Raw genomic sequence first — 15584 nt, forward strand, 5'->3', positions numbered from 1 at the left:
CTAACCTGATCTGCTGCCGAGCTTCTTTTTTGCCAGACTCTCCGGCTTCTCTACGCTTTCCACCTTCGCATCAACCGCTAGCTCATTTCTCTCACCGTCCAGATCGCGATCCATCGCCACGACCAAGCGATCCAACGCCGGCGCGGCCATGATCGTATAGTGGTCACCGGGAATCTCGTGAACCGAAAGTCCACCCCGGGCGAGCGCTCCCCATCCGCGCGACCGGTTGGGATGGCCAGCCTTGGCCAGATAGACACTGGCGACGGCAGCGCAAGGCTCCGGCCGGTATCCACGCGCCATCAGCACATGCGCGCGAAAAGCGTCAAATCTACTGCGCAACCGCGCTTCGTCGAGTCCCTCCAGCATGCCGGTTAGGTCCGGCACGCGATAAAGGTCCTCGACGCTCTCCAACTCGGCGCCGTCAGCACGAAGCGGGATATTCGCAGCGCCCGCAAGATCGCGGGCGAAAAGCTTCAAAATGTCGGCCGTGCTGTCGCTCGCATCTCCGTCGATAGCTGCCAAAATAGCGGGCGCATAACTATCGATGAGCCCGAGATACGTGACCTCCTCACCCGCCATCAGAAAGAGGCGCGCCACCTCGTAGGCCAGCATGCCGCCGAACGACCAGCCTGCAAGCCGATACGGCCCATGAGGCTGAACAGCGCGCACAGCTGATAGATATCGCACCGCCCGTTCGGAGAGGTCTGGCGACGCGCTCTCGCCCGTCTGCTCGGGAGCCTCGATGCCATAGATCGGCGCCGTCGTCTCAAGTCGACGCGCAACCGGGAGATAACACGACACCCCTCCCCCCACGGGATGCATGAGAAACAGAGGTACGCCTGATCCCGGCCGGAGCAGAACGACGGTTGGCTCTCCCGGTCTTGGCACCTTGGCATCCCCTGCTGCGAGCCGGCGGGCCTGCGCGGCGACGGTCGGCGCGGCCAGCAGATCCGCCATACCGAGCCGCCGGCCGAAGCTCCGCTCAAGCGCCGACAACAGCCGCACGGCCAGCAGGGAATGCCCGCCGCAGGCAAAAAAGTCGCTGTCGCGCCCAATCTGCAAACGCTCCGCCGAAACGCCGAGCACCTCCCGCCAGAGATCGACCAATCGTTCTTCAGCCGCTCCCACAGGAGGCACGACAGATCCAGGCGCAGCTGAGATTACTCCGGCGGAGCGTCCTTGAATTTCCAGCGCGGCCCGGTCGATCTTGCCGGCCGGCGTCGTCGGCAACGCGTCCACGCGAACGTAGGCCTGGGGACACATCGCGCTCGGCAGGCGCGCGGCCATCTCGGCCGCGAGCCCCGCTGCGTCGAACCGCGCCTCATCCTGCACAACGAACGCCATTAGCGTACCATCGAAGACAACCGCTGCCGCTTGCCCCTTGCCGCAGGCCGCGAGCACGGCCTCGATCTCGCCAAGCTCGATCCGGAAGCCGCGAATTTTCACCTGGCTGTCGAAGCGTCCAAGGAATGCGAGGCTGTCGTCGCGTCCCGGCAGGAAGGCGACGCGATCGCCCGTGCGGTAAAGCCGGCCCGGCCCAAAGGGATTGTCGACAAAGCGCGCGCGTGTCGTGTCCTCATCCCCGATGTAGCCGATCGCGACCCGCGGCCCGCCGATATAAAGCTCACCCGGCACGCCCTCTGGAACGGGCTGGCCATACGCATCGAGTACGTAGACCTGCGTGCCGGCCAGCGGACGCCCGATCGGCACGGCTTCCGTGTCCTCGGGACCCACCTCGTGCGTCGTCGCCGTGATGGTCGTCTCGGTCGGGCCGTAGGCATTGATCAACCGCGCACGCGCGACGCCGCTGCCGCGCCAAAGACGGACTGTTTCGGGGCTCAGAACTTCGCCGCCGCAGATCAAGAGCCGCGGCGTCCGCTGCGGAGCCTCACCCGATTTCTCCCAGGCCGCGAGCACCTCGGTCAGATAAGCGGGCGGCACGTCGGCCACTGTCACGCGGTGGCGGTCGATGACCTGGCGAAGCTGCGTCGGAGTCCAGAGGCTGCTGTCGCGCATCACTACGGTCGCGCCGCACATCAGCGCCGGCAGGATCTGCTCCAGCGCCGGATCGACGCTGAGCGCCGAGAACTGCAGCACGCGGTCCTGCTCGTCGAAACCGAAGCGCTCGATCACGGCTTGGCAATGATGAGCCAGCGCACCACGCGAAACCGAAACGCCCTTCGGCCGCCCGGTCGAGCCGGACGTGAAAATGACGTAGGCCGCGCGGTGCTGATCGAGCGGCGGGCGGGCCGCACCCAGCGGCCTGCGCGCGGTGGCTTGTCGCCGGTCCGCATCGAGAACCAAGGGAACGGTAATTTTCGCGCGACTGAGGCGATCCGCGTTCTTTGCGTCGACCACGATGGCGTTTGCGCCAACGTCGGCGAGCGCCAGCGCGAGCCGCGCGTCGGGCTGCGCGTCATCGAGCGGCACATAGACCGCTCCGGCACGGAGCACGCCGAGCAGAGCGATGATCGCATCCGCCCCGCGCTCCATCAGCACCGCGACCGGATCGCCAGCCTTGACGCCGTTGTCAGCCAGATGACAGGCCAGGCATTCGGCACGCTCCATCAGGTCGCGGAACGACAGAGAGCGTCGCCCGACGACGAGCGCGGTCGCGTCGGGGCGTTGCGCCGCCGACGCGGCAATCCGGCTGGACACGTCTCCCCCGGTGCCCACGAGTGTGCCGCCGGTCGCGAGATGTCCCAGGATGCGGTCCCGCTCCTCATCCGACAGCAAATTCAGAGCCGACACGGGCGTGTTGGGCGCGCGGGCCATCGCCGCCGCGATGTTCAGGAAGTGCTCGAGCATGCGCGCGATCCGGGACGCATCGAAGCGCGCGGCATCGTAGTTCGCGACCAGCCTGAGGACGTCCCCGTCCTCGAAGATCTCAAGTCCGAACGCGTCACCGCCCTCCTGGCGAAGCGAGGTGATCGGCTCCGCAATGTCGCCAGTGGGCTGCGTGCCGAAGAAGTTCTGGTAGGCAAAGCTCACCTGATAGAGCGGCCCATCCTGTGGCGTCCGCCCAAGCGCGCGCGCGAGCGCCGCAAACGGAACGTCGGCATGATCGAGCCCCTCCGTCATGCGCGCCTGCACCTCAGCAATCACATCGCCCGCGGCCGTCGCGCCTGTCACCGCCGTGCGCAGCACGATCATGTTTGCGAAACAGCCTACGCTGTCCTCGAAGCGTCGCGCCGGCCGGCCCATCGCAGGCATGCCGACCGCGATGTCCTCCTGGCCGGTGTAGCGATGCAGCAAAATACCGAGCGCGCTGAGGAAAAATGCCGGCCGGTTGGCGCCCAGAGCGCGCGCGGTGACACTAGCCGCCGACAGCAGATCCGCGTCCACGACACGTTCCAGGCTGGCGCTTCGCATCACGTGACGCGTGGGATCGACCGCCTTGTCCGACGGCAAGTCGAGAACCGGTGGCGCGTCCCCCAGCCGCTCCGTCCAATACGCGAGCTGCGCTTGACCGCGCACCGACGCGAGATGCGCACGTTCGAAGGCAACGAACTCAAGAAAATCCGCTGTCTTGGGGGGCGCCAACAGCTCCCGCCCTTCGGCGAAACAGTCATACGCGTCCCAGAACGCCCGTGCGAGAAGGGTCGCCGAGAGGCCGTCGATGGCGATGTGGTGCACGACAAAGAGAACGATCGCCGCCGCGTCAGAGCCCGCACTCCGAATAAATTCGAAACGGATCGGCGGTCCAACGGACAGATCGAACGGCAGCGCCGCGCGCGCACGAAGAAAGTCCATCTCATCCGCATCTCGCGGCATCACGATGGTTTGCATGGCCACGCACTCGGGCGAGACCGCGACACACGGCTCACCGTCCACGATGTCCACGCGCCGCCCCAGGATCGGGTAACGCGTCGTCACCGCAGTGAAGGCGCGCTGAAGCGCATGCGCGTCCGGTCGCGCAAGACGAAACGCAAGCGGTACATTGTAGGCGCTCATCTCCGGGTGAAGCTTTTGCAACACCCAGAGCCCGAGTTGCGCTTCCGATAGTCCGGTCTCTTCCGCCTTGGCTTCCGTTTCGGGTACACACGCGGCAACGGAGATCCGCGCCTCGTCTTCGAAGCGACCCTCGATGAGCGCCGTTAACGCGTCCACGCTGTCATGCGCCGCAAGCTCGCGATGCGTGACGTTGACGTCGAGTTCATCGGCGCATCTGCGGATCAGCCGCAGCGCGAACATCGACGTTGCGCCAAGATCGCCGAAGGCGGCGCTCCCCGAAATTGCCTCTGCCTCCAAACCCGTCTGCTCAGCGAGCGTCTCGAGGATGAGGTGGCGCGGCGATGCCGTCAGCTTCACCGCTTCATCGTGTTGTCCCGTCTCGATGTGCGGTGGCCGCGCGGCGGGCGGCCCGATCCAATGGCGCGTGCGCTGGAAAGGGTAATCGGGCAGCTGGAGCGGCGGACCGGCATCATCCGTCCAACGCTGAACATCGGTCTCCGTCACGGTTTCGCGCGAGCCGCCCATCCAGGCGGCAAGCTTGTCGCGAAGCTCGCGCCAATCGGACGCCGCGATCTCCATCACGTACGGCAGCCGCTCTCGGCAAGCATCGAGAGTCCAGGCCAGTCGGCCGAGCGGCACATCCGGGTTGGCGGCAAGATAGCGGTCCATTTGCCCGACGACGGCGGCAAGGCTCTCCGCGCACGCCGCCGAGAAAATGAAGCGCCAGGGAGCCGTCGTGCCGCGCGCCTCGGGCACAGAATATTTTGGCGCCTCTTCGAGAATGAGATGGACGTTCGTGCCGCCCGCGCCGAACGAGCTGATCGCCGCCCGCAGCGGCTGATCCGGCGCCATTCTTTCCCACGGCGCGCGCGCATGGGTCATCACGAACGGCGACCCAACGACAGGCAATTCCGGATCGACGTCAGCAATCGAGAGCGGCGCCAGCGTGCGGCTCTGGAGCTGGAACAGGCATTTGGTCACTTGCGCAAGTCCCGAGGCGGCTTCCGCGTGTCCCATGTTGGCTTTGACCGAGCCGAGCGCGCAGAAACCGTCGTCGGGCGTGAAGCTGCGGAACGCGCGCGTCAGGGCCCGCAACTCGATGGCATCGCCGAGCGCAGATCCGCTCGCCGCCGCCTCGATGCAGCCGACCGTACGCGGGTCGATGCCGGTCGTGCGGAAATTGTCTTCGATCAGCTGCTGCTGTGCCTCTGCGCTCGGCACGCCGTACCCGGCGGAACGTCCGGAGTGGTTGACGGCCGATCCCTTGATCACGCCGAGCACGATGTCACGGCTTGCGCGCGCCGCGGCGAGCGGCTTCAGCAGCACTGCGCCGACACCTTCCGCCGGCAGGTAGCCGTCGCCGCCCGCAAACGCGCGGCTGCCGCGATGACTTCCGACCAATCCGGCCTCGCTGAGCGCGACGTACTTATCGGGATGCAAGGTGAGGTTCACCGCCCCGGCAATCGCGAGTTGGCACTCACCGCGCCGTAGCGCCTGACAGGCAAGGTGGATTGCCTCGAGACCCGACGAGCACATCGAGTCGACCGCTACGCTTGGACCGCTGAAATCGAAGAAATGCGAAATCCGATTGGCCAGCGACGCCTGCGACGCCAGCATCAAGGTCGCGCGATCCCCATCATCGGACTCGAGCGCGCGGTACTGGTTCGACATCGATCCGACGAACACCCCGACGCGCCGGCCATGCGCATCCCGCACACGGCGCGGCGGATACCCGGCGCGTTCGAGGACATGCCACGCCGTCTCGAGAAGCAGCCGCTCCTGCGGGTCCATCCGTCGCGCATCGCGCGGCGAAATGCCGAAAAAGATCGCGTCAAAGCGATCGACATCGCCCAGAAATCCGCCCCATCGGCAGCAGCTTTTGCCGGGCACGCCCTTGCCGTCAGCATAAATCGCCTCAATGTCCCAGCGGTCAGGCGGAACCTCGGTGACGAGATCGCGCCCCTCGCTGAGCGCCTCCCAAAACGCTTCCGGCGTATCGGCACCCGGATAGCGCCCCGCCACCGCTATAATGGCGATATCGGAGCTTTCGGTGTCGTTCGCCGATGCCACGGCCGACAAGCGCGCGGATGGCATGTCCTCAGCAACGGTATCCATTGGACGCGAACCCGAACCGACAAGGGCACGCAGCGCCGGACCGTGCGTCTCCATGAGCGCGCGCGTGAGTTTTGCAAGCGTCGGATACTCGAACAGCAGCGTCTTCGGAAGCGCGCCGAGCGACGCTTCGAGCGCTTCGACGATCTGCAGTCCGGAAACGGAATCGAGGCCGTACCGGTCAAGGGTCTCGTGCGCGTCGAGCCGCTGGACGGATACGCCAAGCATGGCCGCGATCCGCTCCGCCAGATAAGCCTGTACGGCATCGGCATTAACATTAGCACTGAGAACCGCGTCTGCCGAAGCCGGACTGACAGCCACGTCCGTCGCGGAAGGCCCTCCAAGTAGGGCAGCACGCAAGCGCTCGCGATCCCCATCCAGCACGAGGATCTGCGACAGCCCGCCCGACCGTGCGGCGGCAACGGCCGCGTCGAGCGCCGCAAAGGCCGCGCCTGTCTCAAGCGGACGCGCACCCGAAAAGCGTTCCATCGCATCGATCGCGGCTTGCGGCATCGCCATGCCGCCGTCGCGCCAATAAGGCCAGTCGATCGCGAGCGTGAGCCCGCGCCGCCGCCCCAGCGCGACACGTGCGTTTCGCTCCTCCGCGAAGGCATCCATGTACGCGTTCGCCGCCGCATAGTCCGCTTGGCCCGCGTTCCCGAGCGCACCGGCCGCCGACGCGAACAACAGCATCACATCGAGATCGCAGTCCACGCTCGCGGCATCGAGCGCGGCGAGCCCGGCCACCTTCGGCGCCAGCACGTCGCGCAGCTCGCCAGTGCTCTTGTGTACAAGAAGCTTGTCGCGCGTGATGCCAGCCGCATGCACGATGCCGTCGAGCCGTCCGGCCGCTCCGCGAATGTCCACAACCAGAGCTGCAACGGCCGCGGCGTCCGCGACATCCACACGACGATGCACCACCGTCGCATCGAGCTTGGAAAGGCGATCTTGCACGTCCCACGAGGGCGCGGAGCGGCTGGTGAGCCACAGCACCGGCCGGCGTGCGGATGCCGCAATCCGTTCGGCCAGCAACAAGCCGAGCCCGCCGGTACCGCCTGTGATGAGATAGACGCCGCCATTTTTCCATGGCGAAGCGGCCAAGGTGCCCGGCACTTCGCGCCACTGCCGCACGCGGCGCACACCGGCCTCGTAACGGATCTCGGTATCGCTGCCCCGCGCATCCGCATCGATGAGCGCGGCGAGCGTATCGCGCGAGGCGGCATCGACCGCAATGATCTGACACCGCAGGCCCGGCGCTTCGTACATCGCCGTGCGCAGAAGTCCGCCGATCCCTTCGAGCCCGTCGCCCTCCCGGTCACGCGCAACGACGACTTGCACCAGCACAGGACCAGCACGAGATTTCATCAACGATTGGAGCAACCGCAGCACATACTCGGCGGTTTGCCCGAACCGATCGTCCGGCGGAGCGCTGACTGAATGAATTTCCGCCGATGGAATGGGTAACGCCGGCACGCCGCAGAACACCACGAGCCTGCGCGCGAAGGTGCCAGACGCCTGGAGCGCAGCCTGGCGTGGCTGCCAGTGCGGCTTCAGCAGCAGCGGCAGAGACGCGTCCGGCTTTTTGACCGGCTCCTTCGGTGTCCTCGCATCAGAACCCGACGCAACGGGCGGAGGGAGGCCCGGAACCCAATAGATCTCGCGCGCAAAAGGATAGGTCGGAAGGCTGATCTTTCGCGGTGGCGGTCCACGCCAATATTGCCGCCAATCGATGACCGCGCCGTTGGCCCAGGCGCGCGCGACACTCGCGGGATCGCCGCTATCGAGCACGGTGCCGACGAGATCACCGGATCGTCCGGTGCCTCTATAGATGTGCAAGGTGTCGCCCGCCAAGGCTCCCCTCAGACGATCCCGCAACTCATCACCGTCTGCTGCGACGACGGCGACACGCACCTCGAACGCCTCGCGTCCGTGCTGAAGCACATAAGCCGCCGACGCGAGATCGGCGTTCCCGAGGCCGTCGAGCGCCGCAAGGAACCGCCGCAACATATTGCTGAGCGCGCCGTCGTCGCGCGCCGACAGCGGGAAAACGAACGGACCCGCGTTCGCCGCGACGCTCGGTGGCGCTTCATAGGCCTCCAAAACGACATGCGCGTTCGAGCCGCCGGCCCCGAAAGAGGACAACCCGGCGAGCCGCGCACCGCCACCTGCCGGACGCTCCCACGTTTCGAGCTGCCGCTGAACGACGAAAGGCGACGCGCCGAAATCGATCCCTGGGTTCAGCACGTCGGCATGCAGCGACGGCACGAACCGCTGGTGCCGCATCTGCAGCAGCACCTTGGTCAGCCCCGCGATACCGGCCGCGCTCTCGCAATGCCCGATGTTGGACTTCACGGAGCCGATGCGGCAAAAGCCGTTCGCGTCGGTATCCGCGCGGTAGGCGGCCGAGAGCGCAGCGATCTCGATGGGATCCCCGAGCTTGGTGCCGGTGCCATGCGCCTCCACATAGCTGATCTCGCGCGGCGCGACGCCCGCCTTCTCCAGTGCGCGCCGGATAACCGCCGACTGCGCCTGCGGGTTGGGCACAGTATATCCGTTGGTCTTGCCGCCGTGATTCAACGCCGAGCCGCGGATCACGCCATAGATGTGGTCGCCATCGGCAATGGCGCGATCCAGGCGCTTCAACACCGCCGCGCCGACACCCTCGCTCGGAACATAGCCATCGCCGCCGGCCCCGAAACTTTCGCAGCGCCCGGAGCTGGACATGAACCGCCCTTGGGACAGCGCCCGGTACTTGTTGGGATGCAGCGAGAGATTGACCCCGCCCGCGATGGCCGCCGTGGATGTGCCGAGCCGAAGGCTCTCGCAGGCCAGGTGGATTGCCGAGAGCGACGACGAGCACATGCTGTCGACGGCCATGCTCGGCCCGTGGAAGTCGCATACCGACGACACGCGATTGGCAATCGAGGCCGGGCTGCTCGAGAGCGCGAGAGGATCTCCGGCGGCCGTCCGCTCGGCTCCATAGAGCTGGTATTCCTCCCACATGACGCCGACGAACACGCCGACGTCACCGCCATGGGAAAGCGACGCACGCGTGTTGCCGGAATCCTCGATGGCCTCGTGCGCGCATTGCAGGAACAGCCGCTCCTGCGGATCCATGAACGGCGCATCGCGGGGCGAGATGTTGAAGAAAAGCGGATCGAACTCCGCAATTCCGTCGATGAACCCGCCCCAGGCCGCGCCGCCGCTTCCCTCGACGCCCGGTACCCGGGTCCGGTCCCACCGCTCGAGCGGGACTTCCGTGATGCAGTCCCGGCCGCCGGCAAGATTGTCCCAGAAGGCATCGAGATCGCGTGCGCCCGGATAGCGCCCGGCGAGCCCCACGACCGCGACCGGCGCATCAAGATCCGCCACGGCGCGCGGGTGCGAGTCTCGCAGGGCCGTCTCGCGGAGGGTTGCTTCGGACCGACGGACCGGTACCGTCGCCTTTCCTCTGCGCGTCACCTCCGCAAGGCGGTCCGCGTGGTGGGCGACGAAATAATCGACCACGGCCTGCAACGATCGGTGTTCGAAAAAGAGCGTCTTGGGCAGCGGACCGAACGTCTTCTCCAACTCGTCCGTCAGCCGGACGATCATGAAGGAGTCGATACCGTAGGCGTCGAGAGACGCGGTCAGCTCGATCTGGCTCGCCGGAATCGCAGCCTCGGCGGCAACGGCGTCCGCGAGAAAACGAGCGCCCGCACTGCGAAGGGCGTCGATGGAACCGCGCGGGCGGTCGTCCCCCGGGAGAAGACGGACGGAAAAACCCGTGAGCCGGACACAAACCGCCCCGCTGTCGTCCGCAAGATCGATGTCGATCTTCCGGATTGGACCCGACGCCGGGCGCTGACGGACATGCGCCCACATCTCACGCGCGGTCGGCCGCAGAATATCGACCCTGTCGAGAGCGAACGGAACGGCCGTGGCACCATCCTGCGCCTCGCCGTAAAGCGCGAGGGACGCCTGCAACGCGCCATCCATGACGCTGGGGTGAAGGGCGAAGTCGCCGCCCGCGCGCGCGGCGGCTGCCGGCATCACCAGCCGTACCAGAACCTCATCGCTCCCGCACGCGAGTTGCGTCACCGACCGGAACGCCGGTCCATAGTCCATCCCGAGCGACCGATAAGCGGCATAGAGCCAATCTGCCGTGCGCGACCGATGGCACCGCGCGCGAATGCCGGAAAGATCGAGAGAACCGCCCGGCTCGACCGCAGCACGAAGCTTGCCCTGTGCGTGCAGAACCTCGCCTCCGCCTTCGCTCGCAAGCAAACGGAACGCCTGATCGTCTGCACCGAAGACACCGCCTGCATCAAAAACAATGCGCGCCGACGCACCCGCGAGCGCGGTCATCGGCTTCAGCCAAACCACATCTGCGAGCGACAGCGGCAGCCCGCGTCCGGATGCGACGCGCGCCAGTTCCAACGTCATGACGCCTGGGAGAATGGGCGCTCCCGCGATGCGATGATCCCTGAAGTAGAAGGCATCCGGATCGCGAGGAAACATTTGCGCTTCTGCCGCTTGCGAGTTCGGCCGCACCTCGGAGGGGACCTGACCCGCGCTACCGCTGACTGCCGAGCGTCCACCCGCATAAACGTCGCGTGCAAAGGGATATGTCGGCAGATGCAGGCGGCGGCGCGGCATCGGGTGAAGCCTGCTCCAGTCGACCTCACCGCCAGCGGACCAATGATCCCCGATGTCCTGCAGCGTTGCGTCCGGCCCAAGCCCGACGCCGCTGATCCTGCCCGCCGGAGCACCCTTCGTCACGGGCGTACCCAAGGCAAGAAACCGGGCGAGCTCCTCCTTGAGTTCATCGATCGACCGGACAACGAATGTCGTTCGGCAGGCCATCGGCGCACGTCCGACCTGAAGCGTGAACGCGAGATCGGCGAGTGCGATCTCGCCCGCGCGATCCCCAGTGAGATGATCGAGAAGCTGGCGCGCTTGCTCGGCAAGCCGCGGCGCGTCGCGCGCCGAAAGCGGCACGATGACCAACGCGTTGCTGATTGGCCCCGGGCTGCGGCGGTCGACAAATTCCTCGAGCACCACATGCGCGTTCACGCCGCCAAAACCGAAGCTGCTCACGCCCGCCCGCCGCGGTATCTCCTGGCCTTCGGCATCGCGCATCGCCCGCCACGTCTGCCGCTCCTGCACGACGAAGAACGGGCTACCAGTAAAGTCGATGTACGGATTGAGCGGCTGGCTCTTGAGGCTGGGCGCCAAGATGCGATGGCGAAATTGCATCACAACTTTGATGATACCCGCGATCCCCGCCGCGAGTTCCAGATGTCCGATATTGGTCTTGACCGAGCCCAGACCGCAAAGCGCGCCCCGTTGGTCTCGCCCGCCGAACACCTGTTTCAGCGCATTGACCTCCACGGGATCGCCGAGCGGTGTGCCGGTACCATGCGCCTCGATGTATCCGACCGTTGACGGGTCGACACCGGCACGCGCATAGGCGCGTGCAATCACATCCGCCTGCGCGGCCGTGTTCGGCGCAGTCAGAGAATTCGCACGTCCCCCGTGATTGATCGCCGTGCCGCGCACAACCGCGTAGACCGAATCCCCGTCGCGAAGCGCCTCCGACAAGCGCTTCAGAACAATCATGCCCACGCCCTCGCCGCGCACGTAGCCGTTGGCGTTGATCGAGAACGTGTTGCAGGCGCCCTCCCGCGAAAGCATTCCGGCCTTGGCGAAATTGATGTGCGCCTCGGGCGTCACGATCGTGTTGACGCCGCCGACAATCGCCATGTCGCAATCGCCGCTGCTCATCGCCTGCACGGCGCGATGGAGCGCGACGAGGGAACTCGAGCAAGCGGTCTCCACCGGCTCGCTGGGCCCATGCCAGTCGAGGAAGTAGCTGATGCGGTTCGGCCCGATCGAGGACGCAGCACCGGTCGCCGTATAGCTCTGCGCGCCGGTGTCGACTTCGCCCGCGACGTCGGCGAACCCGCTCGATGCGGTCCCCACGAACAGCCCGACCGATCGGCCCGCCAGACTTCGCGGATTGTGGCCGGCATCCTCGAGCGCTTTCCACGCATGCGTCATCATGAGGCGCTGCTGCGGATCCATCAGCTTCGCCTCGCGCGGCGAAATGCCGAAGAGCAGCGGATCGAATTCGAACACGCCGTCGATGAAGCCGCCGAACCTGATGTCGGTCTTGCGGTCTTCGACCTTCGGATCGCCGTCAAACGCGCGCCAATCCCAGCGATCGGACGGAATTTCCCGGATTGAGTCCACCCCGGCGGAGAGATTGTCCCAGAAAGCGTCAGCGTCCGCCGCGCCAGGGAAACGGCAGCTCACACCGACAATGACGACCGGATCGTCCTCGGGCTGCGGCGCGGGCGCGGCGGCCGGCGCAGGGACAGCATTGATGACATCCTGCGCACCGGCAGATGCCGCATTGACGCGTCCCTCGGGCACATCCAGACGCGGTTCGATGCGGGCGATGTGCTCCGCGAGACGCGTGAGCGTGGCGAACTCGAAGAAGTCGGCCGGCGTCAGCGACAATCCAAGATCGTCGTTCACCTTCGTCGCAAAGGTCGTCATCGTGATCGAGTCGAAGCCGAACTCTCCAAGTTCCGTATCCGGCTCCAGAGCCTCGATGTCGGTTTCGAGCAGCCGCGCGGCAATGCGCGTCAGCCGTTCGAGTAGAACGCGCACCGCCGCCTCCCGATCGTCATCCGAACAATCGGCGGTAGCAGAGTCCGGCGGCGATGCCGGCGCCGGAGGGGCGGAGGACGCGCCAATCGTCTCCTGCGCCGCGGGGCTGCCTGAAGGCGGATCGCTCAACACAGCCACGGGACGAACCCAATGGACCGTCCGCGCGAAGGGATAGCCGGGCAACGTCGCGCGACGCGGCCGCTCCGATCCATAGAGCGCCGACCAATCGAACGGGAAACCGTGCGCCCAGAGGTCGAGCAGGAGATCCTGCCGTCCGCGCTCCGGCAAGCCCTGCAAGGCGCGCCGCACCCCGCCATCACTGTCGAGCAGTCCCACCATGGTGCGGCTCGTCTTCACGCGGCCGGTGCGAACCTCGCCGTCCGCCTGACCGTCCAAAAACGACGCCAGGCGGCGGCGGACATCGCTGAGGCTCGAAGCGGGAAACGCAAGCCGGTGCTCCATCGCGTCCCGGCAGGTTTGCAGCGTAAAAGCGATGCTCGCGAGATCGGCATCGGAATACCGGTCCAGCGCCGCATGAAGCAGCCGCGCACTCTCCGTCAACTGCGACTCCGAGCGGGCGGAAAGCACGATCGCAACCGGCCCAGCTCGCGCGTCGGCCGGAACGCGCTCCTCGACGGGCACATACTCTTCCAGCACGAGATGCGCGTTGCTGCCGCCGAAACCGAAACTGCTGACACCCGCGCGGCGCGGCACCTCGCGGCCCTCCGCATCGCGTACGCGGGTCCACGCTTCCGTCTCGCGCACGACGCGGAAGGCGCCATCCTGCAGCTTGAGATACGGGTTGAGCGTCTCGCAATTGAGCGAACGCGCAAGCATACCCGCCCGCATCATGAGCAGCACCTTGATGAGACCGGCCGCCCCCGCGGCAAGCTCCAGATGCCCGATGTTGGATTTCACGGCCCCGATGCCGCAGGACATCCGCGGGGCGGGCCCAAACCGTGTCTCTGCCTCCGACGACAGCGCGGCGAACGCAGAGCTCAGCGCTTCCACCTCGATGGGATCGCCCAGTGGCGTCCCAGTGCCGTGGGCTTCGATATAGGTCACGGTGCGCGGGTCGAACCCAGCCCGCATGTAGGCCTGCTTCAGCAGCGCAGCTTGTGCCTTGGGGTTCGGTGCCGTCAGCGAGCTGGCGCGCCCGCCGTGATTTTCGGCGCTCGCGCGCAGCACCGCGAGGATGCGGTCACCGTCCCGTTCAGCATCCGCAAGACGCTTCAGAAAGGCGAGGCCGATGCCTTCCCCGCGTCCGTAGCCGTCTGCGTCCGCCGAGAAGGTCTTGCAGCGCCCATCGGCCGCGAGCATGCCTGCGCGCGCGAAACCATCGAACGTATCCGGCGACAGCAGCGCGTTGACGCCGCCCGCGATGGCCGCCTCACAGTCTCCCGAATGGATCGCTTCGGCCGCCCGGTGGATGGCGATCAGCGCGCTGGAGCACGCCGTTTCGATCGCGACGCTCGGTCCCGTGAAGTTGAAATGGAAACTGACGCGGTTCGGACCGACCGAAGGCGCTAAGCCCGTCATCGCAAAGCCTTCGGTCGGGCCGCCCGCCTCGGCCACCAACCGCCCATAACCGGTGTCCGCAATGCCGACGAAGACGCCGATGTTCGCACCGGATAGCGCACGGGGTGCGTAACCTGCGTTCTCGAGCAGACGCCATGTCTGCGTCAGCAACAGCCGCTGTTGCGGGTCGATGACACGCGCCTCGAGCGCCGAAAGACCGAAGAAGGCCGCATCGAATTCACCGATGCCGTCGATGAAGCCGCCACGCACGGGCCTGCCGCGTGGCTGCCGGGTCCAACGGTCGAGAGGCGCTTCGCGTGTGGCGTCGTGACCGGCAAGAAGGTTTCGCAACAGTTCGTCGGGGTCTGACGCCCCAGGGAACACGCCACTCATGCCGACGATCGCAATCGGCCCACGGCCCGACGTATTCCGTTCGGACGTGTCCCGTTCCGCGGGACGCGGAGAAACGGAAGGCGGAGAAACGGAATTCGGCGCCGGATGCGCGCGTTGAGACGGCTGTGGAGCAGCCACTGTGAAGGCTGGCGCGGCCCGCGGCGCAACGCCGAGCACCGATGCAAACGCCGCCGCATGGTCGCGAGCGAAATGCGATGCCAGTTCACCCAGCGTCGCATGCTCGAAGAAGACCGTCGGCGTCAGCGCCAAGCCGAAGCGGTCGTTCAGCGCGTTGGCAAACTGCGTAAACGAAATGGAATCGAAGCCATACTCCGTCAATTCCAGGTCCGGTGCGAGATCGTCCAATGCGACCTTGAGCTGAGCCGACACGATCCGCATCAGCCCGGGAAGGATGGCGCGCTCAAGATCCGCAGGATCCACTGTAGCCGTCGATGTCACGACAGCTAGCACAGGTTTCGAGCGGTCCTTGGAGGACGCCACTCCAAGCCGATCCTCGATCTGCCCGCGGTCTCCAGCCGCCACCAGCACCTGAGGCTCCGCCGTCACCAGGGCATCGTAGAGAGCAGCGAACGCGTCCCCGGTCTCAAGCGGCGTGAGCCCCGTCGTACGCGTCATCAGCTTTTCCGCGTCCGGCGCAAGACGCATGCCGCCATCGCGCCAGACCGGCCAATCGATCGCAAGCGTGCGCCCCTGACAGAGCCCAGCGTTGCGGCGCGCCTCACGATCGGCCGCGAAGGCATCAAGGAAAGCATTGGCGGCGGCATAGTCCGTCTGCCCGGGATTACCGAGTGCACCCGAGAGCGACGCAAACAGCAGAAAGAGATCGAGCGGCTCCGCGCCGAGGGCGCAATCGAGATGGCAGGTGCCCGAAACCTTCGGCGCGAGAACGGCACGGAAGCTCTCCGTCGACTTCTTTGCAACAGCGCCAT

At 66.4% G+C, this 15584-nt stretch carries 1 protein-coding gene (running past one end of the window); it reads right to left on the minus strand.

Translation table 11 applies throughout. The annotated features are described in order from the left end of the window. Nucleotides 1–15584, minus strand: partial view of an amino acid adenylation domain-containing protein gene (locus ACTIFK_RS06625; RefSeq protein WP_439542264.1) — the 3' portion only. 4045 nt of this gene lie beyond the right edge of the window; only the last 15584 of its 19629 coding nucleotides appear in the window; the start codon falls outside the window, past its right edge; the stop codon is at nt 1–3.

The organism is Hyphomicrobium sp., from assembly GCF_051860585.1.
In the GTDB taxonomy this organism is placed as follows: domain Bacteria; phylum Pseudomonadota; class Alphaproteobacteria; order Rhizobiales; family Hyphomicrobiaceae; genus Hyphomicrobium_C.